32 protein-coding genes are annotated in these 24,010 nt (G+C 38.3%); 9 read left to right on the forward strand and 23 right to left on the reverse strand.

The features are described from left to right. The first annotated feature begins 62 nt into the window (after positions 1 to 62). The 6 genes from ACP6PM_RS04055 (at position 63) to ACP6PM_RS04080 (ending at position 2,302) form a co-directional block, all read left to right on the forward strand. Entirely contained in the window at positions 63 to 563 is a 501-nt protein-coding gene (locus ACP6PM_RS04055) for a DUF932 domain-containing protein (protein WP_426582069.1), read from the forward strand. Positions 564 to 635: 72 nt separating this feature from the next. Next, positions 636 to 914, forward strand: coding sequence for a hypothetical protein (locus ACP6PM_RS04060; protein ID WP_426582071.1), 279 nt, complete (start codon positions 636 to 638; stop codon positions 912 to 914). Between the two features lie 10 nt (positions 915 to 924). After that, entirely contained in the window at positions 925 to 1,092 is a 168-nt protein-coding gene (locus tag ACP6PM_RS04065) for a hypothetical protein (RefSeq protein ID WP_426582073.1), read from the forward strand. Further along, entirely contained in the window at positions 1,092 to 1,877 is a 786-nt protein-coding gene (locus ACP6PM_RS04070) for a DUF5131 family protein (protein ID WP_426582075.1), read from the forward strand. The genes ACP6PM_RS04065 and ACP6PM_RS04070 overlap by 1 nt, the downstream gene beginning before the upstream one ends. Next, positions 1,843 to 2,094: a hypothetical protein gene (locus ACP6PM_RS04075; RefSeq protein ID WP_426582076.1), complete on the forward strand. Its 252-nt coding sequence runs from the start codon at positions 1,843 to 1,845 to the stop codon at positions 2,092 to 2,094. Before ACP6PM_RS04070 ends, ACP6PM_RS04075 begins: the two co-directional genes overlap by 35 nt. A 16-nt stretch (positions 2,095 to 2,110) precedes the next feature. After that, positions 2,111 to 2,302 carry a hypothetical protein gene (locus ACP6PM_RS04080; protein ID WP_426582078.1) on the forward strand — a complete coding sequence of 64 codons (192 nt, stop codon included), beginning with the start codon at positions 2,111 to 2,113 and terminating at the stop codon, positions 2,300 to 2,302. 92 nt (positions 2,303 to 2,394) lie between these two features. Here ACP6PM_RS04080 and ACP6PM_RS04085 read toward each other — a convergent pair whose 3' ends face one another. The 23 genes from ACP6PM_RS04085 to ACP6PM_RS04195 all read right to left on the reverse strand — a co-directional run bounded on the left by ACP6PM_RS04085 (position 2,395) and on the right by ACP6PM_RS04195 (position 17,419). Next, on the reverse strand, positions 2,395 to 2,844 hold the full coding sequence (locus ACP6PM_RS04085; protein ID WP_426582080.1) for an ASCH domain-containing protein: 450 nt from the start codon (positions 2,842 to 2,844) through the stop codon (positions 2,395 to 2,397). Positions 2,845 to 2,904: 60 nt separating this feature from the next. After that, positions 2,905 to 3,459: an antirestriction protein ArdA gene (locus ACP6PM_RS04090; protein WP_426582082.1), complete on the reverse strand. Its 555-nt coding sequence runs from the start codon at positions 3,457 to 3,459 to the stop codon at positions 2,905 to 2,907. A gap of 359 nt (positions 3,460 to 3,818) precedes the next feature. Next, complete coding sequence (locus ACP6PM_RS04095; protein WP_426582084.1) at positions 3,819 to 4,418, reverse strand: hypothetical protein; 600 nt, start codon at positions 4,416 to 4,418, stop codon at positions 3,819 to 3,821. Between the two features lie 63 nt (positions 4,419 to 4,481). Continuing rightward, positions 4,482 to 4,790: a hypothetical protein gene (locus ACP6PM_RS04100; protein WP_426582086.1), complete on the reverse strand. Its 309-nt coding sequence runs from the start codon at positions 4,788 to 4,790 to the stop codon at positions 4,482 to 4,484. Positions 4,791 to 4,950: 160 nt separating this feature from the next. After that, positions 4,951 to 5,235: a hypothetical protein gene (locus ACP6PM_RS04105; protein ID WP_426582088.1), complete on the reverse strand. Its 285-nt coding sequence runs from the start codon at positions 5,233 to 5,235 to the stop codon at positions 4,951 to 4,953. A gap of 241 nt (positions 5,236 to 5,476) precedes the next feature. Continuing rightward, complete coding sequence (locus tag ACP6PM_RS04110; protein ID WP_426582090.1) at positions 5,477 to 5,947, reverse strand: hypothetical protein; 471 nt, start codon at positions 5,945 to 5,947, stop codon at positions 5,477 to 5,479. A gap of 139 nt (positions 5,948 to 6,086) precedes the next feature. Further along, positions 6,087 to 6,608 carry a DUF4326 domain-containing protein gene (locus ACP6PM_RS04115; protein ID WP_426582092.1) on the reverse strand — a complete coding sequence of 174 codons (522 nt, stop codon included), beginning with the start codon at positions 6,606 to 6,608 and terminating at the stop codon, positions 6,087 to 6,089. 66 nt (positions 6,609 to 6,674) lie between these two features. Next, positions 6,675 to 7,169, reverse strand: a complete 495-nt coding sequence (locus ACP6PM_RS04120) for a hypothetical protein (RefSeq protein ID WP_426582094.1) — start codon at positions 7,167 to 7,169, stop codon at positions 6,675 to 6,677. A 176-nt stretch (positions 7,170 to 7,345) separates the two neighbouring features. Further along, the gene (locus ACP6PM_RS04125; RefSeq protein WP_426582096.1) at positions 7,346 to 7,708 is read right to left on the reverse strand and encodes a hypothetical protein; all 363 of its coding nucleotides are present in this window, start codon (positions 7,706 to 7,708) and stop codon (positions 7,346 to 7,348) included. A 162-nt stretch (positions 7,709 to 7,870) separates the two neighbouring features. Continuing rightward, the gene (locus ACP6PM_RS04130; protein WP_426582098.1) at positions 7,871 to 8,353 is read right to left on the reverse strand and encodes a hypothetical protein; all 483 of its coding nucleotides are present in this window, start codon (positions 8,351 to 8,353) and stop codon (positions 7,871 to 7,873) included. A 99-nt stretch (positions 8,354 to 8,452) separates the two neighbouring features. Further along, positions 8,453 to 8,836, reverse strand: coding sequence for a hypothetical protein (locus ACP6PM_RS04135; RefSeq protein WP_426582099.1), 384 nt, complete (start codon positions 8,834 to 8,836; stop codon positions 8,453 to 8,455). 13 nt (positions 8,837 to 8,849) lie between these two features. After that, complete coding sequence (locus tag ACP6PM_RS04140) at positions 8,850 to 9,416, reverse strand: hypothetical protein (protein WP_426582101.1); 567 nt, start codon at positions 9,414 to 9,416, stop codon at positions 8,850 to 8,852. A 44-nt stretch (positions 9,417 to 9,460) separates the two neighbouring features. After that, positions 9,461 to 9,871, reverse strand: a complete 411-nt coding sequence (locus tag ACP6PM_RS04145) for a hypothetical protein (protein WP_426582103.1) — start codon at positions 9,869 to 9,871, stop codon at positions 9,461 to 9,463. A 52-nt stretch (positions 9,872 to 9,923) separates the two neighbouring features. Next, entirely contained in the window at positions 9,924 to 10,364 is a 441-nt protein-coding gene (locus ACP6PM_RS04150) for a hypothetical protein (protein WP_426582105.1), read from the reverse strand. A gap of 2 nt (positions 10,365 to 10,366) precedes the next feature. Next, the gene (locus tag ACP6PM_RS04155; RefSeq protein ID WP_426582107.1) at positions 10,367 to 10,669 is read right to left on the reverse strand and encodes a hypothetical protein; all 303 of its coding nucleotides are present in this window, start codon (positions 10,667 to 10,669) and stop codon (positions 10,367 to 10,369) included. 56 nt (positions 10,670 to 10,725) lie between these two features. Then, positions 10,726 to 11,175: a hypothetical protein gene (locus ACP6PM_RS04160; protein ID WP_426582108.1), complete on the reverse strand. Its 450-nt coding sequence runs from the start codon at positions 11,173 to 11,175 to the stop codon at positions 10,726 to 10,728. Positions 11,176 to 11,385: 210 nt separating this feature from the next. Beyond that, positions 11,386 to 11,706, reverse strand: coding sequence for a hypothetical protein (locus tag ACP6PM_RS04165; protein WP_426582110.1), 321 nt, complete (start codon positions 11,704 to 11,706; stop codon positions 11,386 to 11,388). Between the two features lie 91 nt (positions 11,707 to 11,797). After that, positions 11,798 to 12,442, reverse strand: coding sequence for a hypothetical protein (locus ACP6PM_RS04170; protein WP_426582112.1), 645 nt, complete (start codon positions 12,440 to 12,442; stop codon positions 11,798 to 11,800). A 117-nt stretch (positions 12,443 to 12,559) separates the two neighbouring features. Further along, positions 12,560 to 13,537, reverse strand: a complete 978-nt coding sequence (locus ACP6PM_RS04175) for an AcrVA2 family anti-CRISPR protein (RefSeq protein WP_426582114.1) — start codon at positions 13,535 to 13,537, stop codon at positions 12,560 to 12,562. 123 nt (positions 13,538 to 13,660) lie between these two features. Continuing rightward, on the reverse strand, positions 13,661 to 13,948 hold the full coding sequence (locus ACP6PM_RS04180; RefSeq protein WP_426582116.1) for a hypothetical protein: 288 nt from the start codon (positions 13,946 to 13,948) through the stop codon (positions 13,661 to 13,663). A 46-nt stretch (positions 13,949 to 13,994) separates the two neighbouring features. After that, a complete protein-coding gene (locus tag ACP6PM_RS04185; RefSeq protein WP_426582118.1) occupies positions 13,995 to 14,570 on the reverse strand; it encodes a siphovirus Gp157 family protein in 576 nt (191 codons plus the stop codon). Between the two features lie 167 nt (positions 14,571 to 14,737). Continuing rightward, complete coding sequence (locus ACP6PM_RS04190; protein WP_426582120.1) at positions 14,738 to 15,352, reverse strand: hypothetical protein; 615 nt, start codon at positions 15,350 to 15,352, stop codon at positions 14,738 to 14,740. A 453-nt stretch (positions 15,353 to 15,805) separates the two neighbouring features. Further along, positions 15,806 to 17,419 (reverse strand): penicillin-insensitive murein endopeptidase, encoded by a 1,614-nt coding sequence (locus ACP6PM_RS04195; protein WP_426582121.1) that lies wholly within the window; start codon positions 17,417 to 17,419, stop codon positions 15,806 to 15,808. Between the two features lie 78 nt (positions 17,420 to 17,497). Between ACP6PM_RS04195 and ACP6PM_RS04200 the strand changes: the two genes are divergently transcribed. From ACP6PM_RS04200 to ACP6PM_RS04210, 3 genes are all read left to right on the forward strand, one after another. Continuing rightward, complete coding sequence (locus tag ACP6PM_RS04200; RefSeq protein ID WP_426582123.1) at positions 17,498 to 18,994, forward strand: lipase/acyltransferase domain-containing protein; 1,497 nt, start codon at positions 17,498 to 17,500, stop codon at positions 18,992 to 18,994. 3 nt (positions 18,995 to 18,997) lie between these two features. Next, positions 18,998 to 21,136, forward strand: coding sequence for a caspase family protein (locus ACP6PM_RS04205; RefSeq protein ID WP_426582125.1), 2,139 nt, complete (start codon positions 18,998 to 19,000; stop codon positions 21,134 to 21,136). A 132-nt stretch (positions 21,137 to 21,268) separates the two neighbouring features. Then, on the forward strand, positions 21,269 to 23,974 hold the full coding sequence (locus ACP6PM_RS04210) for an NACHT domain-containing protein (RefSeq protein ID WP_426582126.1): 2,706 nt from the start codon (positions 21,269 to 21,271) through the stop codon (positions 23,972 to 23,974). Positions 23,975 to 24,010 lie beyond the last annotated feature (36 nt).

Raw genomic sequence — 24,010 nt, forward strand, 5'->3', positions numbered from 1 at the left:
GCACGTCCAGTTCTGTGAGGAAGGATGAGCAGCAATGCTTGTCCTCACCTTAACCTCTGTCAATGGCAGTTGGGAAAGATGATTTCGAGGGCGATGTTAGACTTGATAGCAAGAACTTTCGCATCAGACACATTGGAAACATTCAAGAAAAAGTTTCAGAGGCAAAAGACTTGATTGATTTTCAAAAGCGTTGTTTTAATGACGGGATGGAAGTCTATAAAGCAATGGCAAAATACAATTTACCTCGCTATAAGTTTGAGGAGTATTTGCAAGAAGTCTTTTCTGTTCAATTCAAAGCCAAACAGAAGCATTGTTTAGAAAACAATTTGCCTGAGCCTACTATTTTTGATTTACAAGTAGTGAAAAATGTAATGGAGCATTACTACAAAACCTGTGAGGAAATGCCAGCAATAGAAGGAACACTGTATTCTGCTGTGCAAGCAGTCTCAGGAGCAATCACTCACTCTAAACACCACCAGGCCGTTCAATCACAGTTATTTGGCCGTGGTAAATCCATAATGGAAAAGAGTTTGAGACAAGCCATTAGTGTGATGAAAATTTAATTTTTTACAATCAGCCTACCCCAAAACTATTTGTCCTGGGGTAGAGTAAGCAACTTTTTTGCAAATACAAAAATGAACGAAAATTTAGGCACAATTGCTGACCAAATCCTCTTTTCAAAAATTTATTGGGCAGCCGATAGTGAATGTCGCCAATTCTACGACAAGCGCTATGGCAAAGTAATCACCGAAGAGCAAAAAAGCTTGTGCAGACAGAAGGTAGAGGAAATGCTGGCCCAAAGCAAAGGACTTTTTAAAGGCGAGTCCTTGAAGGCGGTGGAAACTGCACTTGATTTGTTTGTCAGAAAAAACATTGAGAACCAATGGTGGCTGAAAAGCCCTTATGTAGTCTAGAAAGGAATAAATGAGAACTTATAAAGTAATCAAAACTGTAACTACAGAATTCACTATCTATGCTGAATCTGAAGATGAAGCGATTCAGCAGGCAGAAAATGAAACTCCCCAATGCGAGGAGCAAATAGAGTTTGAAGCAATTGACATTACCGTAGATGCCGAGGGAGAAGAGGAGTAATGGGAGATACAGAAATTCAGTGGACATCCTATACCTGGAATCCGGTAACAGGATGTCAAAAAGTCAGTCCTGGTTGCGCAAACTGCTATGCAGAAAGACTTGCCCACAGTAGGCTGAAGCGCTATTACCCTCAAGGGTTTCACAAAGTAACCTTGCATCCAGAACGACTGGAGCAGCCACTAAAGCTTAAAAAACCTAGAGAAATATTCGTCAACTCAATGAGCGATATGTTTAATCAAGAGGTTCCTGATCCCTTCATCTTAAAAGTTTTGGAGGTCATTAGAAAATGTCCTCAGCATAACTTTCAAGTCCTGACAAAGAGAGCTGAAAGGTTGCAAAGGTTTATGTCTCGAATGTGGGTAGATGGTGGTGTACCGCTCCTTTTACAAGATAGTATGTCACTTATCTATGAGGGTAAAACGACCCACAAAGGGTGGGATAACTTGTGGCTAGGTGTTTCGTTGGAAAACCAAGACTTTATACACCGCGTTGATTATTTAAGGGAAACTCCTGCTAGTGTCCGGTTCTTATCTTGTGAACCGCTCTTAGGCCCTTTAAATCTAAATCTAGAAGGCATTGATTGGGTAATTGTTGGCGGTGAATCAGGCCCCAAATACCGACCTATAAATCTAGACTGGGCACGAAGCATCCGCGACCAGTGCTTAGAAGCCGGAGTACCGTTTTTCTTTAAGCAGATAGGAGGCAAAACTTCTAAGGCAGGTGGGCGTTTGTTAGACGGGGTTGAATGGAATGAAAAACCAGGAGTTGTGGCGAAAATTGCATAATTTAGAGCAAGTAGTTAGGGAAAAAGTTCGTCTAAGACCTAGCACTTGTCAGTGCAAGTTATGTGAACCTGACCACTACTTTGAATGCCCAAACTGTAGGTACTTGCGTCCTTGGTGTTTTGGTGCAGCCGATGATTATCCTGATTTGTGCGACTACTGCTGGGCTGAAGTGCAAAAAATGGAGCATGACGTTGAACATGAAATTACAACTAACTAAACGAGGCTATATTTCTATGCCTCAGCAAATTTCTTTAGAGATACTGAGGCATCTGAGTGAAACAGAAGAGACTAGCAGCAAGCAACTTGCCAGCCAGTTAGGCTACTGCCAAAACTACATCAAGCAAATTGCATCTGAAATGGTTAAATCAAAAATGATTTTATCATCTCGTAGAGGATATCTAGCCATTAACCCTAGTCAGAAGTAATTTTTTCTTTTGACCCATCCCAAACTAAACCTGTCTGGGATAGGCCAAATGTTGAAAAAAATTTAATATCGATTAAATCGGCATTTTAGCTATTAGAGTACAACCCAAGCTCGACCATCTGACTTGTGAATAATAATTGGTTGAATCTTGGTGACTGCTGAGAGCTGGAAGAAACTGGCATACTTCGCACTGTGCTTTTTCTTCCAATAATCATCCGAGCCAAGGACTAGCGAATTGAATTTGGCTTTGAGCCAAAGGATATCCGTGTAATCTAGGTTTTCATAGTACCAACAGTTGACGATTTTGGCGATCGCAACTATTGGTCCCCCTGATTGCTTAAACAGGATGAAGTCCCCTGTGATTGCCTTTTTGTAGGGATCTATCCTGGTTTTAGATAGTCTGCTTTCTACAGTTTTTGAGCCGTCCAGGACAAATCTTAGATATGGATTTCTCATAACTGCAATATGCAGATTATTATCTGCCAGTTGTTCTACATCAATATTGCTCGCTAGTTGCCTGACTATTTCACTTTTGCTAATCATTATTATTCTCCTTAAAATAATTAGGTATTATTTGGGGCTAAACGTAGCCCCATTTATTAGCTAGTTGGTAGTAAATACATAGACTTTGCCGTTTAGTCTCTCAAAGCGGAAACTTCCAGAGGCTTCCATATCTCTGACGAGTGCATCACTGTCTAGATAGTTATCAAGGCTAACTCCTACTACCGATATATTTTTCACAGCATCTACAGCTCCACAGTTCTCAAACCATTCGTCTGCAAATGCTTCCTTAGACTCGTAGCAGCCTTGATACCTGTCCTCAAAGTCTCCATAGTGTTCTTCTACATCATCATCACCAAAGGCGTTAATGTAGCAAGCAAACGCTTCGCCATGCTCGGCAATCTTTTCAGCTAGTTCACATATCTTCTCAATAGACTCGTACTGGCCTATTTCTATCCCTTCAAATCCTTCGGTATCATGGATAGCCCATTCCTCTGCAACTTCACCATACTTCTTTGCTGAAGGAGACTCAGCCAACATATCTTCAATCTTTGCCTCGACTTGAGAAAGTGAATCACACTCAATCCATTCTCCATGTAAAATACCATTGTTGTAATCACAGAGAGAAGCTACATATATTTTGGGAGTATCAGTCATTGCTAACCATGTTATAAACACCAAAATATTTGGCGATCGCCACTATTAATGAAGTCAGAAGTCAACCCACCCCTAACCCCTCCCAGGAGGGGAATTGGAGGGGAGCAGGAGGGGAAGTAGGGGCGAATGGCCATTCGCCCGTACAGAAGTTGTTTTTGTAACGGGGGTTTTTGAAGTCAGAAGTCAGAAGTTAAATTCTTACTTTATTATTTTAATCAAACTAGAAAAAAAATTTAACTGATAACTGATAACTGATTAAAAGGCGGGTTTGCAGCCAATTATTTTGAGAAAAAAAGCCAGAAGCCGATTGCCTCTGACATCTTTCTACAGCTAATTTAGAGGCATCTGATAGGTGAGGTCTACTTCCAGTTCTCAGGCAACCTCTGGATGTAGTCGCAGATATATTCCTCCCAACCAGCTTGCCAACGCCGAATAATCAAACTCATTCTGCGCTTCTCTTGCATTGGTGGGACTTGTGTACAATGCCAGTGTCGAGCATTATACGCAACAATCATTCCATCTGTGAGGCGATAGCATTCCGCATCTTTCCACAAATACCCTGCCTTAGCCTGCTTCAAATTAAAACCCCTGTTAGGATTAATATAGAAGTTGGCCTCACCAAGGTTTACCATCACACACCACTCCCGAAACATGGGATGGTCTTTATGCCAATCAATTCCCTTATCTGCCGTACAACAAGCTGAATCCCACTCTGGCATTAGCATCTGACAAAATCTATCCAGGCGATCGCTCGGTCGAACAACCATTATACTTGGGGGTGTAAAAATCTTGAACCGCTTTCCTGACTGGAAGTTACAGCCAGACTTAATCCAGCGTTGGGGACGACCTGGACAGAATGAGCTTCTGGACTGCTTGGTGGTGGGATTTAGAGACTCACAAAACTGTCTGAAGTTTTCCAGGTGTTCCCCCTGGAGGACTTGACGTAAAATCTTAAACATTGGATAATCGTATTGAATGTAAGAAGTTAAGGCAGTAGAGGAGCTAACTCTACTGCTGTTTCTTTATGCAGCTACCAACTTCTTCTGCTCTTTAGCAAAGAAGAAATTGATATGGTTGCAAGTTTCATCAGACCCAACTAACATCAACCATCGGGACTGATAAGCTATACACTTATCTCGATGGATAGTGTCTCCGTAGCATGGAATGACCATCCACATACCGAGGTTGTACCTAAGCTTCTTGTGATGACTGTTCTTTTGAGTAGCAGCGTACACAAACACATTTCTGTACTTGTGTTTGGCTAGGTACAACTGAACCAACAAATCCACACCAGGGTTATCTCCAATGTGGACTTGCAATCTAAGCGCCATGATTCTGTCTAGAGAATGTATGGCCTGCTCAGGCAGCTTTCGTAGGTGATGGCTGCCCGTAATCATTACTGATTTTGATTTGACTTTCATTGTAGTAGTCGATAAATGATAAACAACGAAAAAAACCGGAAGTCTAAAACCTCCGGCTGTTTCCTTTCACCTAGAATGGAATATCACTGTCATCGTAAGTATTAGCAAGAGCAGCTATCCTGCCAAGCTTACGAGTTTCGCTAAGACTGACAATACCCCAAATACTCTCGCAATTCTTGCAAGCGCTTTCGATGCTAGTCTCAAGATTACCAACGTCGTGAACTGGAACTTCCTCGCACTCAATGCCAAGCCAGTCTTGTTCAATCCAGCTATCCTCTGAATCACCGACAACAACTGGAAATTCAACTCGGAGTCGATAAACGTTGACAATTTGGAATCCGTTTCTAGTTTTCATTGGTAATATCTCCAATAACACCGTCACCCCTTATGCAAGGAGAGGAGCGGGGGCGCGGTTTCAGAGACAACCTATAAACGAAGCAGTGAAACGCCCCCCGACGAGACGAGCCACTAAATGTCACAAGTTATTTAAGAGAATTTACAATCACGAATTACAGAAGCGTTTGCAAGAATATGAAGGGCTGGCATGCGAAGAATCTCAGCCTTCATATTCAGGAGACGGATTTTATTTTTTTTTGCTACAGTCTGTATTGCTCGCAAGCTATTATGCTTTCAGCTTGCTTAGATCCAGAAATAAGACTGTACCCACTTCTTTTGTCTATCCTATGCTTCTTGCTTAAGGTATTTAGTATTTGCTCTGTTGGATCTAAAACCACAAACGTCGCATAAGCAATATCAGGATATTTAGCAGAAGAATAGTGTATAGTCCATAAATCAGCTAATCTGAATTGGTAGCTAAACTTTTCACGTTGCCTGGAATATTGCCGCTTGTACTTGGCTAGAGATTTCTTGTAGGTACTGAGGTTGTTCCACCTTTGGTCAAGATTCTCTAGGTTCTCGCAAGATATTTGTTGAGCTATATTCTGTAGATTTTCACCACTTCTGAGTAGCCATTCCGCAGTTGCTTCAGCTAGCGTCAAGTCTACATGAATGTAAATCTCGTTAGAATTCTTGCAGGCAAAATGTTCTATTACCGTTTCTAATTTCATTGGTATAATTTCCAATAACACCGAAACAAACCACGCAAGGTAAGGAGTGGGGGCACGGTTTCACAGATAACCTAACAACGAAGCGGTAACCTGCCCCCCGACGAGACGAGCTACTAAATGCTATAATGTTAAAAAGTCACTAATACAGCTCTATAGTGGCATTATCATCTGGATAATCTCCAGCATAGTAACCGTAGTCATCATAGTTTTCCTCTTCGTACTCGTCCTCAGTCTCTTCTTCGATTTCTTCCATAGCACCGTAAATAAAGCTAGACTCTTCAATCATCCACTTGATGCAATTGGCAATTACAGTAGCGTGGCATTGCTTGGGATAACAGTAGCAAAGCAATACCATCTCCTTCATGGGATAACCATCAAGAAACTGTTCTGCTACACATAACCTTGCTAGAGACAAAATCTCCTCAACCAATTCAGAATCTTTGTTTTGGTATTTGTATGCTTTAATTTCATTCCATAAATGCCTGCGGAACTTAGCTATTGCTACTTCTCTAGGGGTGTCCATCGTTACTCGAAATGGGTTTCCTAATGAGCTTGGACGACCACAGTATATGTATGCAATTCCATCTTGGCGTAGTCGGTATTTACCAGACAGGATGTCGATATCTTTGTAGTTTTTGATATTGTCAATTCTGATTTTCATTGATTTCAAAGTGTGGAGGACAAAAAATATAGCAGCATCCAAAGTTAGATACTGCTATTCATTAAGCTAGAATGGAACCTTGATTTTGCTCCAGTTTGCTGTCCAAGCAACCAAAGCAAATCTTTCTTGCTCTAGCTGATCTACCGAATGCAGAACCTTAGTCCTGAAGAGGTAGATTTCTCCTGCTTTGCACTGGTGTACTTCGCTTCCAATTCTGAAAGTGAAGTCAGTGCTAGAAACTGAGATAGCAATAGTTCCGTATCCAGCAGCGTCTCGATGAGGTCTGACTCCACCGCCTGCATCGTAATGTAAGGCAAGCACAATTTCCCACCGAGGTAGAATCCTATCTAGGAATGTCTCAATCCTGGCATCCCTGTAGGCTTCTACAGCATCTGGATATTTGTAGTCCCCAGCTAGCTCTAGTCCTATTGGTAGAGTTTTTCTACTAAAGCTAGATTTGTAGGGATCGTTCCGGTATGGCAGAGTCTTCATGTAATCAGTAAAATCCTGAATGTCAACTCTGCCAATCTTACGGATAAGCTCGTTCTTTTCTAAAGTCATGGAATCACTCCAAATTCTCCACAACCTAAACGGCTGCTGAGTACGGGGGGGTTCACAAGTAGCCTTTGTCTATGAGTAATAACTACCCCCCTAACCGAAGCAGCAATACCATGCGAATCTGAAATTAGAAGTGTTTCTGTTGCTTTCCCCTTGTAGATTTAACAGTTAACCTTTTTTTAGAGGATAAACACTTTCACTGCTTCAGGTTTAAAGCTTTCAATATTGCGCTTAGTACCTCTGGAATTGCCTTTGTGTATTGCAAGACACCAGTCAGCCTTATCGCATAAGAGCTTGTCGCGGTCTATATAATTACCCGCAACCCGAATGCTTGTCCACTTGCCGATATTGCTTCTCAGTCCAGACTTGGCATAATAGACAGTGACCTTTCGATAACGCTTACTATGCAGGTACTTCTGGACTAAGCGATCGACACCATCAGCATCTCCAATCAAGATGTTAACCTGGAACGCAATAATCTTGTCTAGAGTCTTACAAACCTCATCGGGTAAGGCTGTAATACTCCGACTTCCGCAGATCAAAACTTTCTTGTTGGGATAAGTGTTTGTGCTTTCTTTTCTAGTTTTCATAGGTTTTCTCCTAAATCACCAAAACCCTAACTACTGCCGAGTACGAGGGGAAAATTAGCTACTAGAGATTAGAAGGGAAGCAGATAGCTCCCCCTAACCGAGGCAGTAAATTATTTATTCAAATACTTGGATGCGTTCCTTTGGTAGTTCCTTCTTTAGTTCTACCTTAACTTCCTGGTCTAACAGCCACTTCGCACACTTGGCTATTACTACAGCATGGTCATGTTCCTCACAGGTTGCATAAGTCGCCATTACTATGCGCTCACACACCGAACCCTTATAGTCTCCAGTTGCCATAATTGCAGAAAGCCTAGAAACCTCAACAAGTAACCTCGAAGGAGTTCCATAATCTTGAAAATATTGGATATCCGAATACAAAGTTTCCCGAAACCGCTGAACTGCCTGCTTTGGATTCCCATTACAAGCTTCATAGAATGGGTTTCCTAACCTTGAACTTGCCCCAGTATAAACTAATCCCTGACCATTGTGTACCATAATAATCTCATGCTTGAAATAATCATCGTACAAACCTTGGAGGTTGAACTGTTTCACATCTTGGCTAGAGATATGCCTGATTGCTACTTTTTTGACTTTCACTTTTGTTGAACTAATGTAACTAAACACCGCATTCTGAGGCGATAGCCACTTAAAAAAAGTGAGGAGAAATTACTTCTCTCCCCACTGTGCTAGAACACTTTAACCTTTGTGGTAAGCCCAGTCGTCATAATTACCGGGGTCTAACCCGTATAACTCATCGTCAAGTTTGTCTCTATCTTCCGGTTCTTCTATCTCATAAGGTGGTGTTATTTCAGCCCAGTAGTCGGGACAGCGAACACCTTTTTGGCTCCCTATACTCCATCTTTCAACCCAAGTGGAAGTGCCATAAATTCTGCTCTTACCTTCCCAGGTATTATTTTGCCTAATCTTTTCGTACACGCCAGTCCGAAAAGTCCACTCATCCTGTCCGTAAACATTGATTTTGTAAGCGAGTAGAAGCCTAATATTTTGTGGGGGTTCCACCTCGCCAGTTCTCCCAAACTGATGCCATGTAATTTCGCAGTTAATAGGTTCTATTCCCATCTTTTGCTTCCTCCTAAAACTCCTCTGCATAGAGCCAGTTGTCTAGTTCTGGGTTGTAATCAATTGGTAAATCTTTCACCTTTTCAATCTTGCTCCAATCAAAATCATCATGCCTTGGCGGTAAGTATTCTGTTCCATAAGCAAAGGGAGTCCAGAAGCACTCGCCGTATTGAGACCTAACTAGGTAAACTGTTAGATTAATAGCAGCTCCAGTAAAACGATGTTCTTTAATAATCCATCCCGGCATTAAATTTTTAGGATTACTTGCTATGGCAAAAGCGCAAGGTTTGTTTTCTTGCTGAATTATTAGCTCAAGTAAATGTTTGGCAATCATAATATTAAGCTGTAGGACTAAATACAACCAACCTTGTATCCATCCTACACAGTAATACTTTTGCCTTGTGGGGTCTGGAGCAGTACCAGGAACTGCAACTATACCCAACTTAGCTGCATCATCAAAGCCATTGTCAAGGTCTTTTAGATTCTTAATATAGATAGTCTCATTGGAATTTTCCCAATCTTCCTTATCCCAATAGCTTTCCAATCGTGGAATACCATTAACTTCATGCCATTGTTGCATTAGTTTTCTCCAAGTAAAACACCACAACAAATGGCAATAGCCACTCAAAATTTAGATAGTTCCTTAAGAATTTTATCTATATTAGCAAGTACATCATCGCAATAATTAATAACTTGTTCCGGACTAGAATTACGCATTATTCTGACTAAATTTTCAACATTTTTCAAATCGTTTTTCAAATCTCCAACTAAGATTTGATTCCTACTTCTGAGACTGTCAAACTTCCCTTTCAAATTGTTGTATTGAGTTATATATTTCTCCTTACCATTTTCAACAGTTGTCTTATATCTAAGAAGCTTTGTTTTGTAAATTACTACCTCTTGTTTTGTCCTTTCCAACTCTTTTCTAAGAGTGTTATTATCTTTGTCTGCCTGCTCCAATCTCTCCTGCAAAATTTCTTTTCTTAAACTACCCCGTTTCCTGATAATTATCATTAGCTCTTTAAAATAAAGCACGCCAACTATTAGCAATACGCAAAGGAATAGCAGAATGGGGTTATCTATTCGACTAATCAATTTTTCTAGAAAAACTATCATGTTGTTTTGACCTTTTGCCCCAAAAAGTGAATTTTGCTAATTCAATTCCTAACATTACAATACTTAACACTGCTTCTACTTGGAGGTTTTTAACCACTGCAATTCCAAACATAATCGGTAGCATTATTCCTTGTAAAAAACAAAAATATAGGTAAAAATTTAACCCTTCATTCTTGCCAGATTCATCTAGAAAAGGTATTAGAGCGTACATAACTATACCACCAATACCAGTTCCAATACAAAGCCCTGATAATATTATCAATTCATCTTCTAAAATTAATTTTATCCCTATGACTACTAAGTATGCAAAACCAGGATTGTATAAGAAGAAATTACAGATACTTTTTAAAGACTGAAAGCTCCCAGAAAATTCTTTTTTAAAGACTATAAAACCAGTATCCTCTTTTTTCATGTTTATCCTCTTACTTTTCTGGATTTACTGATTTTAACTATTGTTTTTCCGTTCATTATTAGCATTCCTACTGAGTAAGAAAATGATAGAAAAGAAATCCCAAAATCAAGGCCGTAATAGAATTTATCTGCTTGAATATTTGGTAATAAAAGTATGCTAAGAAGTTTCTCTACTGCTAAGAACATAAGTAGAATGGCAATCTTTTTGCCATCATTTCGGAAATCTTGAAAAAACACAAATGATAGTAGGAGTAATGGAATTCCTAGCACTGTTGAACAGATGGGAATTATTGTTTGTTGAACCATAGTTATTTTTGACTTACAGTAGGACAACTGCTACAGTCATCCTACTAAAAATGTTACTAGAAAATAACGAAAATTGAGTCTAAGTTAGTCGATTCAAAGTAGTACAAAACATCGTATACTTTGAATTTAGTAAGTTTCAGTTCATAAGTCTTTTTTAGTAACTGTGGTCGCTTAGATTTACGGCTACTAAATTCGCAACCTTTACAGGAAAAATACTCTCGCACTTTATTGTAGTTTTCCTGTTCATATCCCACATATACTTGCAGCCAAGTATCAAAGTCTTGAGGAATTCTCCAGTTGGGTGAGGTACATCTGTTGGCAATGCTAAATAACAAGCCTGGTGCAACTTCGTACAGAGCGTATGTTCCATGATTAGATGCGTATACGCGGGGACATAATGTTTCTACGTCTAATGATGTGCAAGTCAAAACCTTGTTGGTATTGTCTGGGGGAATTTCGTGGGTGGCAACCCAATTTAGAAGTCGTGTCTTTTGTTCTGGAGTCATGCTACAATTGTTTTTATCCTATCACGTCTTAATTTGCCTGGGGTTTTCTAGCGCACGAAAACCAATTACTTCTTTGCCATAAAAAAAAGCTGACCGTGATGTTGTCATCATAGTCAGCCATTTTTATGTCAAATAGGTTGTGTTAGAATGCTGCTGTATCATAATGCAACTAAAGCAGGCATACTATATATACCTGCCTTTTTTTGTGGCTTACTGAAAACAGCCTTTGGGGACTGCCATAAAAAGCCTGACACCATTACTGTTAGCAATTTCCATCCAGTTAAACCCTGTTAGTTTAGCTACAAACGGTTCTTGCCCACAACAAATCTTCATAGCTTGATATCCAGCTCTCATGGCTATCATCAGTCGCTTCAGGTTATGCTCAGTCTGTTGTGTATTGAAATAGTGGTTAGCAGACTCCAAGTACACAGCTATGTATGCTTGGGTAAGCGACCATTTGTCGGCAACCTTGAGTACCTTCTGGATATCATCGGATTGAATGTCACCTCCATTAGCTCTGGATGAGGCCACAATTATTTTTGACAGTGTTTCTAAAGAATTATCAAGCATTGGGAAAAAGCACTCCCATTACTGAGAGCACTTACTAGAGAACTAAGGATAGTTAGGAGTCAGAGGGTAATGCTTGTTGCTTTGTACCAGTAATTGGATCGTCTTCGCGAGGTACTATTTTACCAGCAGCAACTAAAGAAGCATAGCTACCTTTCATCATCTTGCGAGTACCTACAGAATCAATAAATACATTCTCTTGAATGGTAGCAGCCAGGGAACCTATGCTGGTATCGTCTGAAGTGCGTTCTCGACATTCCCAAGTAATAGCCCAATAATTCGCAGTCTTACCATCATCAAGGGTAGTAGACTTCTTGACAAATGTGGGGAGAAACACTTTTTCTGCTGGCTCGGAACCATCGGCCATCATGGTAGTTACAAGTGTATTCAAGTTACCGAGACTTTCAGTTTTGATGTACGTCACCATGACTGTTTCAAAAGGCACAGGAATAGAAGTACCATTGCGCTCTGCTACAAACCAAAGCTGCCACCAGTCAGCATCGGTAGTGCTGCCTAAATTGCCATACCATTCACTCTTGGCAATAATAGTCATTGCTAGCTTGTCACCAAGCATACTTTGGCCGTTAGTCCACTGGCCGACTTGACAGTCATTACGCAGGTTATATGGAATCATAGGGCAAAGAATTACTCCCTTTGGCTTTGTTCCAAACACGTTTAATTTCGGTTTACTTTGGGTCATTTTTTTCAGCTTAATTTAGTTTCAAGCACAGCTGCAACTGCACCATAACCAACGGCGATAGCCACTCTATGTTTATGTCCGCTGCAAGAGTGTTCCTCTTACAACAGAACATTTGTATTACTGAGGGTTGATAATTGCTGCACGGACGTAGACTAATTTAGGTTGTCCGTCTTTTGATTGGATGTTGCGGTAATGCGCCTTCCTCCAGTGTGTGCGCTTGCTAGAATGACTCCCTTCTCTGGTGGTAGGGCTTTCAACTTTTGCCTTTTTATTATTTGGAACCCGTATTATCCTGGGTTTGATGTATTTTCCTTTTTGTTGCGGGGTGAATCCTTTACCAACGGTTTTGGGAATTTCAGACTCGGCGACTTCCCCTATCATTTCTGGGTTGGACTGTAAAATAATATAAGTCATCAAGGCTATTTGTCTTATGATATCAAGGAAGTCATCATCATCCTTCTCAACAGTAAACACTCCCAGTTTATTAGACTTGTCATAATCAACTTTCCCTTCTTCAACACTCATTCCAGCTAGCCAAGTAATTGAGTTTTGGTCTACTGTCGTGGAATGAATAATTGTCTGCTTTTCTTGGGGCAAATATTTTATTTCGTACCCAAAGTTTTTTCCGGTACTGTTCTCAGGATATCTCAAGTCACTGGTGTGTATAACTAAATGGTCAACTACTGCCTCACTACTACGGAGTGAATTATCTGGGAACAATAACATTATAGTCGGCAGTAATATCTCCAGATTTTTAATAATCTCTTCGTTTATAGTCGTGTTGAGCATTGCATGAAATACTTCCTTAGACAAGCAGTAGATAGGAGCTTGTTGCACAGCCCACAATGAATATCTATGAGCGTTAAAATATCCTGCTTGGTCGCCCATGGAACCAAGCTTTTTAACTACTCCACTGTGAGCAACTGACACCATTTGCATTGCTACCAAAGCTCTCAATTCATTCCATTCCATGTAGCCCCTGGGGAACCTGTAAGGCATGGCTTTCTCAATGCGATTAGCTAATGCCTCCATTTCAGGAGCTTTCTTCAATAATGATTTTGAGAGCTTCCTTCTACTCATTCCGTTGCTTGACATTTAATTCTCCTTAGTGTTGTAAAAAAAATGGAGAAGGTTGCACGATAGCCTACAACCTTCTAAATCTTACCAATATTTTTTAGAGCAAGATACCTTGACAAAATCAAAGGTTAGTATTAGAAGTCAACAGTTGTTGATATGCAAGCCTGGGATTAAGCCAGCCTCTTTCATCGCTTCTGCTAGTGCTTCATCAGTTGGTGCTTTAATTGCGCCTATCATTGTGGCTACTCTCAAATAGATGTCCCGTCCACCGCGACAAACAGTCTGGTTAGATTCGTCGCTGTGACATAAATGATTAGTGCCGGCAATGACATAACTCACTATTTCTTGCCTTGCTCCTTCAGTTATATCTAATGGCTCATCCCCTGCAAAAGGGCAGGTACGACATGGTTGTTTATTAATTCTTTGCATTATTCCTCCTGAAAGCAGCAGCATTACTGCCACTGCTCAAATACTACTACTTAATACGAACGTGCTTACCGCGTGGCAATACTTTAGCGATTATTTCACTATTCTTACCATAGACGCAGCCATCTTCTGACTCTTTGGCTAGCTTTTCAATGGCTTTCCAGTCAATATGCTGGATGGTTTCAGTCACAACAAATTCATCTGGCACGTTAGCTGAATCAACATCTTGCTGCTTCCAAACAGGAGCAACGCTGTTGGAACAAACAATGAACTTATAATATTCTCCTTTGTAAGTATTGCCAGATGAGAGAATAACGTGCTTAACCATATCAATGATACGACTAGCTGCTTTCTTTTTAATGCCAGCCTTCTCTTTCATGGAATTGGCTTCTTCGATAAGAGCATCACCTTCTTTACTGAGCATCTTGGCTGCAAAGTAACAGGCTTCGAGCTTGCTGCCAAACTGGTTGATAGACTTTTCTAGTTCTTTCTCACATTCTGTGATGGTTTCGGTATCGCCAAAGTCTAACGCAAATTGGTAAATGTCTAAGGAGTCCTGAACGTCTTTAGCTAATTCTACTAATGTTGGCTTTGGTTGAGATTCGTTTTGTTTTGCTAATGCCATTTTTTCGTATGGGATAAACACCAAAACCAACGGCAATAGCCACCGCGTAAGTCAGAAGTCAGAAGTTAGAAGTCAGAAGTAATCTCTAGTTTCAATATTTGGCAATGTCTGCGCACTATGCTTCGACTGCTATAAAAAGAGAGGGGACAAACCCCCTCTAAATATAGTTAGCTATCGACTTCCAATAGCTTCCACAATGCCTTTTCCTCTGTCGTTAGAGCTTTAGCAGCTATTGCTACTGCTATTTTCCATTCGTTAGCTTGACCATCGCTACCAATGACGCAACGGTTGTCGTAATACTTTGTGACTAGATATGCGCACATTACCAGAACATCGTAAGGGCGATAAGCAGTCTTACAAAAGTCGAAATAATTACCGTTTTCGTCTTTCTCAGACCATTCATTGACTTTATAAACTCTGGAAATATTCAGTGTTTCGTAACTACCGTCGCCATTGGGAGCAATACGCTTTTCTAATTCAGCACCACCAAACCATTGTCCAGAAACAACTTTATCGGAAGCAGGTATTGGTTTGCTCTTATTGCTCGGCCAAACTATGCCAAAGGAACCTTCAGCAGTCCACTGCCCAGGTTTTTGCTTAGATGAACCGTTGAACCAAATCTTGTCATAGCCAAATTCTGGCTCTGATTCAGGTTCTCCGTGTCCGCCAACAATATCTATGCCTAGCTTTCTTACTGCTTCGCAACATACTTTAGTTGCTAGTGCAATTGCTCCAAAGTTTTGAAGCTCTGGAGGTCTATTTAGGTAATGAGTGTAGCCCATAATTGTTTTCCTTTTAGTACACCAAAATCAATGGCGATAGCCACATATAGCGACGCGCAAGTCAGAAGTGAAATTTGAATGGCTTAAAAGTTTGCTTATATAATAATTTCAGCTTATTATTTCATATTATCAGTCGCTATTTGTGACATTTTAAAGTGAATTGGTTTAAAAGATTAAAAAAAAGAAGGCAAACCAATTAGTTTGCCCCTTTTGAAAAATCGGTAGTCTTTCATAGTAATGGTCAAGTACAAATCGTTACGAATTAATGGTTCAATTATTTTTGTTGAGCTTGCAATATTTACTCATCAAGTTGTGATGATTTTTTAATTAACTCATTAATTTCTGTCATAAATTTCCTTTGACATTTTCTCAAGTTGACAAATTCCTATTATAAATATAATTAACAAATCAACAAAAATAAATTGTTAATTGTATTTTTGTTGATCAAAATAACTAAGCCAAATTGACTTCCCATTTCTGAGCATAACTAGCAATAAGTTGAGCTTGGTCTAAACCATTCACAATTCGACGAGCATTAAAGAAATCTACTTGTTGAACTGAAATATAATCATCCAAACTAACCCCTGTAAAAACACCTCGTTTCATACCATCAATCAAAATAAAAACCGAAATATCTGGACGCATAACTAAATCAGGATTATTCACCAAATCTAATTCTAGCAAATCCGAATATTCTTGATAGTTATCGCGCCAAGTTAGTTGAACATATCCCCGTCCGTAATATGGATAATAACGTAGTGTTTGCCGATAATTTTCTGCCTTGGGTTCGCCCAAATAATAGCCTTCTTTTACAGGTTGAAACGAATCATTTGTTTCATGTTGCACCGTAGCTAAAATGTAGGCAATTTGAGATTTATTAGTAATTCTAAGCCTGTAAGCTTCCTGAATAATTGCTTGAATTGCTGCTTTTTTGTCACCTCCTTGCCAATTCGATAATATTCCTGTTCCTGGTCGCGCCTCTAACAGTGCTTTCGCAGTTATTGAACCTAAAACATCTCCACCTCCCAGTTGACGACTTGCTTTAAATAGTCGTAAAGCTTCTCGCGTTTTCGGACCATATAACCCATCAATAACTGTCAGCAAATTTAAAGATTTGAGAATCACTTGAATTTCTCGGCACAAACCTTCATCATCAACTAACAAACTCGAATTAATATTGTCAAAGGGAATAGACTTATTTTGGTCAATTAAGACTTGCAGCGACAGACTAGAGCTACGAATACCCCTACTTGCAGTCTCTCTGATAACCTGCGCCAGCTTTGCTTCAGTTATAGGCCCAACAATGCCATCGACATCAAGTTCGCGATCGCTTTGAAAATTACGAACCGCTTCTTCTGTATTTTCACCAAAGATGCTATCTACAGCTAAATCAAAACCAATTTGAACTAAGTCTTCTTGCAGTTTGCGAACTCGCGCACCTTTCATCGGAGGAACAACCAGTCGCAGATATCCGTTTCTATCGCTACTGAAATCAACTGAACCAACTCCTGATGGCAGGAAACTAACGTGCAAGTGGTTGTCATGCCCAGGCCAAGATACAACACCTGTGATATCGGGGTCGTTGAATAATATAGTCTTAACTCCAATATTAAAATTATTACGGATTAAATCTACCAATAACTGCGTTCGTTGACGAGAATATTTAGGCTCCCACCACTTGAGAGGTATTTCGTCTGCTGTGCTGGCCACAGGAGCAAGATCGACATCTAAGCCTCGTTGATGGGAACTATGGGGAGGCATAGGGCCACCCCCAGATAAGCTAATATTGCCAATCCCAATTCGAGGCCCGTTGGGAAACTTTTCTGCCCATTCTGCACAAACTTGTAACAAAGTTTCAATTACTTCAGGTCGCCCGTAGCATTTATAGCGAGGACCGTAACATTCAAATCCTTTTCCGGAATAGGGCATCTGCTGGAAACCGCCTCGAGGTGCCCAATTTAATCCATCAATTTCAGCTTCAGTTAAACCAATATCTGCTATACAACTCTCATTGTGGTCGTGTTCGCTATCGCTTTGTTGCCAACCGGATCGGATTGGTGTATTCATAGTATTTTTTATCCTGTTATCTTTGATTACAATTATATATAAAATTTGGTAGTGCTAAGTAGGTAAGGATAAATAACAATGGCTAACAAGATATCTTTAAAAGATTTGATAGTAATACTTCCTGGAATTCTGGGCAGTGTTCTTGAAAAAGATGGCAAGGACTTTTGGGCAGTTTCTGGTCAAGCAATTTGGCAAATACTTTCTCAGTCAGAGCAAACTATTAATAATCTTAAATTAACTGAAGATGACCCAGAATTAGATGATTTAGGAGATGGAATAAAAGCTACTCGACTTATTGAAAATGTCAATATAATACCAGGGTTAGTAAAGATTGATGGATATACACAAACTACTAAACTAATCGCTGATAATTTCACTAACGTTACTAAAGGAAATATCTACGAAGATTCAGAAGATAAAGCAGCTAATCTTTATCATTTTCCTTATGATTGGCGACGAGATAATCGAGCATCTGCACGAATTTTACAAAAGCTAATTAATAAACGCTTAAAATGTTGGAGGGAACATAGCAATAATCCTAATGCTAAAGTCATCATTCTTGCTCATAGTATGGGGGGATTAGTTTCACGTTACTATTTAGAAGTATTAGGAGGATGGGAAGATTGCAAAGCTTTATTTACTTTTGGTACTCCCTATCGTGGTTCAGTAAATGCTATTAACTTCTTGGCCAATGGTTATAAAAAATTATTTCTTGACCTAACAGAAGTGATGCGATCGCTAACTTCAATTTATCAGTTACTTCCAATTTATCAAGTCCTGAAAATTGACGATAATTTTCATCGCATTGCAGAAACTCCTGTTAATTTACCTAATATTAATCAAGCCAAAGTAGTTGATGCTTTAAAGTTCCATCGGGAAATAGAAGCTGCCGTTAAAACCAATCAAAAAGATGAACAATACTATCTCTTCTCTACTTGTCCCATTGTAGGGGTTCAACAGCCTACTTTACAGTCTGCAGAATTAAAAGATGGTGAGATTATTGCCTCAGAAGCTTTACCTAAAATTATGGAAAGTCGTTATGATTTAGCCGATGGTGATGGTACAGTCCCTCATGTTTCAGCTATTCCTAGTGAATTTAGTAACACAGATATTCTAGAATTTGGCAATTTTATTGGGGAATCTCATGGAGCTTTACAAAATCAGAAACATATCTTAATTAATTTGTTAAGAAAACTTCAAATTGTCCAATCAGAAACGGATTTACAAGATATTAGAGGAGTAATGAGAGGTAGTGAGCAAATAAAAGGAACAAAAGGAATTGGCCTTGCTATTGACGATCTTTATTTACTGGATGAAAATATAAGTATGAAAGCCAAAGTTTCTCCAGGAGTTTCTTTTAATTCTCTTAATGCTGAGATTACTTGTATTTCTGATAAACATCATACTCAATTTTTGACTTTTAATAACCAAGGGGAGCAATGGGCACTAGAAACAGATCATTTAGCCCCTGGACTATATCAAATAAAAGTACAAACAGATAATACTAGCGAGGATGCACCTACCCCCGTTCACAATTTCTTTGAAGTAGCAAATATCACACAAGGAGAAGTTTGAATTATGGTTAATATAGCTAATCCTGGAACCAAGTTTTATGCTTTGCTAATTGGCATTAATTATTATGAACCTAACCCATATTACGAAAGTCTGAAGGGTGCGGTTAGGGATATTGATTTAGTAGATACCTATCTTAGAGATACGTTAAATATTCCTCAAGAACAGATTACTCGATTAACTTCTCCTATTGAGGAAGAATCTAACCTCCAAGCTATCAGAGCTAAACGTCAAGAAGAGATATTACCTAGCTATGAAAATATTGTCAAAGCTTTTGATGAACTGACTCAAAAAGCAAAACCAGGGGATTTGGTTTACATTCACTATTCTGGACATGGAGGACAAGCAAAAACTATATTTCCAGAAATTAAACCAGATAAGCAAGATGAGGGTATTGTACCGAGGGATATAGGAGAATCTGGTCGTTATCTGCGAGATGTGGAAATTGCGACACTGCTCAAACGGATGACGGATAAAGGATTAATTGTTTCTGTTGTTTTTGATAGTTGTCACTCTGGGGGGGCAACGAGAGGAGATTATGCCATTCGCGGAATAGCAGAGGTTGATAATAGCGAGAGAACAGAACAAAGTTTGGTTGCTGCTAAAGATGAGTTAATGAACAACTGGAAACAGTTAACAACAGGACATTCAATGGATGGATGGTTACCTAACCAGAAAAATTATGTTTTCTTAGCTGCTTGTCGTCCTTCTGAGTCTGCTTATGAATATGCCATTCACGGTAAAGAGCGTCATGGAGCATTGACTTACTGGATGATTGATACTTTACGAAATTCAACATCAGAGTTAACTTATCAATCTCTCTATAGTCGGGTAAAAGGGATGATTCAGAGTAAATTCTCTAATCAGTTACCAATGCTTTTGGGGGAAGGCGATCGCCTGGTGTTTGGGGATAAAACTGTCTCAACTTATTACACGGTAAATTTAATTAAAGTTAATACAGAGCAAACAGAAGTAACTTTAGATGCAGGAGCTGCTCAAGGTTTAACCACGGGGACACAATTTGCCATTTATCCTTTTAATACTAGAGATTTTGCTAACAAAGAACAGGTTTTGGCAGCAGTAGAGATTACAAAGGTTCAAGGTTCTACTTCTATTGCGAAGGTATTACTTCCTGGAGATGGTGGAATTGAAGTTAAAGGTAAGCTAGAACCAGGATGTCCTGCACTTATTCTGGCTGCACCTATTAATTTGATTCGCCGAGTTCGTTTTTATCTCAAAGAAGCGGGAGAGCAAGAACATCAATTACCACCAGATTTAGTCCAGAAACAAGAGACAGCATTACAAGCGGTGCGTGATGCTTTAGCTGATAATGGTTGGGTAGTTGAAGTTAAAGAAGGAGAAGAAGGTGATTATCAAGTTGCAGTAGGAAGAGAGGGGGAATATGAAATTTGTATTGGGATGCCTCTAAAGAACTTACGTCCACCATTAATGATAGATGATGCTGCTGCACCAGAAATTGTGGTCAAACGTTTGGTTCATTTGGCTAAATATCAAGCTACAGCAGAATTAGATAATCCTAATTCAAAGCTTTCTCAGTATCTTGAATATGAATTACTTGACCAAAATAAACAACCATTTCCAGATCAAAATAATATTGTTTTGGAATCAGGTACAGTATGTTTGCGCCTCAAAAATAACTATTTCCGTTCTTTAAATATTGCCATACTTGACTTAGAACCAACTTGGGGGATTTTTCAAATTGATATTGAAGATATTGATGCACCTTTTTATGAATTAGCTAGTGGTGAAGTATTAGAGCTTGATGATTTTGAATTTAAAGCACCAGAAGGAGTGGTTTATGAACAAGCCAAGGAAACTCTTAAAGTTTTTGTAGTTAAGGGATTAGCTAATTTTAAATGGTTAACTTTACCACCCCTTGATGAAGAACAACAAGATAGAGGATATATCAAACGTGAGTTAGATAAGAAAAAAGAGGAACTCATAGAAATAGGCGTTCAAAGGGGAGAAGAATTAGAGATTAATCCTTTGGATAAGCTATTAACAACTATTGGTGCAGAAATTAATGAACCACCCAAAATAAATCGCAGTTTTCGGCGTAAACCTAATTCTAATACTGAGTGGACGAGTAAAGAAATACAAGTGACAGTAAAAACAACTAATTAAAATAAGGACTTACGCAGTAGAAAGTATTTCCGTTATTGCCTCTCAAACCCTATATTTTTAGTGCCTCGTGCGTAAGTCCTGTAAAAATTTGTTTTTCCCGGTTGTTAATAATTTATCACTACCCTTTTTAAGATGAAAAAAATCCTAATATTAGCAGCTAATCCTAGAAAAGACCTTGATTTAAGACGTGAAATTCACATTTTAAAAAGTAGAATTGAACGTTCTCAAGCTCAAGATGAACAAGATGAATTTGAAGTCGAAATAGGTTCGGGCGTAAGTTCCGCTCAAATACAAACACTATTTCATAAACATCAACCACAGATTGTTCATTTTTGTGGTCATGGCGCTGGAAAACAAGGTTTAGTATTTGAAGATGATGAATCTGAAAAGTTAGTTAGCAATGAGGCACTATCAGATTTATTTAAGCTTTTTTCTCATCAAGTAGAATGTGTACTTTTAAATGCTTGTTATAGTGACATTCAAGCAACTGAAATTTCCCGTCATATTAACTATGTAGTGGGAATGAAACAAGCAATTAGAGATGATGCAGCTATTGTTTTTGCCAGAGGATTTTATCAAGCATTAGGATATAAACAATCAATAGAAAATGCTTATGATTTAGGCTGTAATGCTATCAAAATACAGATAGATAATTCATATAATTATAGTTCTGAAATTTCTGAAGCTGAACGAAAATTTATTAATCGTAAACTTGAATCTCAACGTTTGCCAGAAAATTTAAAGCCACAATTAAAAATAAAATCTCCTCTGACTCGTTTTCCTAATCAGGAAAGAGTAAATTCTGGACAAGATTTACCGGATGTAATTGAATTATTTCAAGATGAAATTAAGCGGAAGAAATATAAAGAAGATACCGAAAATGATTTTAATTTAGGAAGAAATAATGTTGATCGAGGACAACCATTAACGCAGCAAGAGTATAGATGGAGGAAAGTTTTACTTAGTAAAGTTAAAGATAGTTGGATTGAGGGAGTTTTAAAGAAGTCACTCTTTAGTCAAGTTTTATTTGAACAAACAATCACAAATCGTTCTGATACTGTAGAACGTCCTTTTAGTGGATTAGAAGAGTTTGGAGTTGAATCAGATAAGTCTTTTGAGTTTATACAGGCAAGTGATATTTTTGAGGGGATGGATGCAGGAAGAACTCTGTTAATTTTAGGTGAACCCGGAACAGGAAAAACGATTTCTTTATTAAAGTTAGCAGAGCGTTTAATTAAGAAAACTGAGGAAGATTTAACTTTACCAATTCCAGTAGTATTTAATTTGTCTTCTTGGGCAATTAAGCGACAAAGTATTGCTGATTGGTTAGTGAAGGAATTAAAAGATAAATATCAAGTCTCTACAGCTTTAGCAAAGCGATTGATTGAGCAGGAAGAGTTGATTTTGCTATTAGATGGTTTAGATGAAGTTAAAGCTAAATATCGCAATGATTGTGTGAGTGCTTTAAATAAATTTATTAATGCTCATGGCATTACGGAAATGGTAGTTTGTTGTCGAGTAAAAGATTATGAAGCACTTTCTGAACGTCTGAAGTTGCGCAATGCTATTTGTATTCAACCTTTATCATCTGAATATATCAATTGGTATTTAGAAGATGTGGGTAAGCCTTTAGTTGGATTAAAACAACTATTACAAAAAGATAAGGAATTAGAAGAATTTGCGAGAACACCTTTAATTTTTAGTGTTATGAGTATCGCTTATCAAGGTTATTCTTTAGAAGAATTATTAGAAGAAATGAGTGTCAAAGAAAAGCGTTATGAGCGATTGTTTGATAGTTATATTAAACGGATGTTTACTCGCAAGGAAATTAGTCTCAGTAAAAAACATAAAAAAAAAATAACAATACAGTATTTGAGTTGGTTGGCAAAGTCTTTACAAAAAGAATCTCAATCAATGTTTTTGATTGAAAAGATGCAGCCATCATGGCTAACATCTTTGATTTCAAGAATAATATATGAGATAGTTGTCTATCTCATTGGTGGAGTTAGTTTAGGATTGATAGTGCAACTTTATTTTATATTTATCATTAATATTGGTGGAGCATTAACTAATGAATTAATTTCCGAACTTTTAAGGCCCGATAATTTGTTCCTACTGTTCTTAACTTGTGGAACATTATTTTCATTACAACAAATAAAAACTATTGAAATTGTTAAGTGGTCTTATAAAAAATCTCAAAAATCTTTTAACGATCTTTTTAAAGATAGTAATATTAGAGAGTTTTGCTATACTTCCATGGCTTTTTATATTTTCCTAATATTAGGAAATATATGGGAAGGTAAGATTAAAGCCATAAAAGAGATTATATTGTCTAGTTTCAATGCTTTGTTCATATTTATTGTTTTTGGTTTTTTAGTATATTGCTTTAAATGTTTGCTGGATGGATTTACTTCTGTAGATATAAAAAATAGAAGTATGAATAATGAAGGTATTTGGAAGTCAATAATAAACTCATTTAAACTTCCATTGATTGCCTTAATAATACTTTGTTTGATTTCATATTTGATTTTATTAGCTTTTTTTGAGTTAGATTCTTTCGACAACTTGATATTTCAATACTTCCTTGCCATAGCAACATTTTTGATGTTTATTTTTATTTTGGCTTTCCCTTTTTTGATTGTTTGGTGTGGTGGTAAAACAGTTATTCAACATTTTACTTTGCGAATTATAATATCTTTTAATCATTATGCTCCTTGGAACTATGCCAATTTTCTTAACTACGCTACTGAACGCCTATTCATGCAAAAAGTTGGTGGCGGTTACATCTTCATCCACCGAATGTTAATGGAACATTTTGCCAACATGAAATTAGATTAACTCAATTTATCAATGTCAGACATTAATTTTGGAGTC

This window comes from Dapis brunnea BLCC-M229 (assembly GCF_050015995.1).
Classification (GTDB): Bacteria; Cyanobacteriota; Cyanobacteriia; order Cyanobacteriales; family Microcoleaceae; genus Trichodesmium.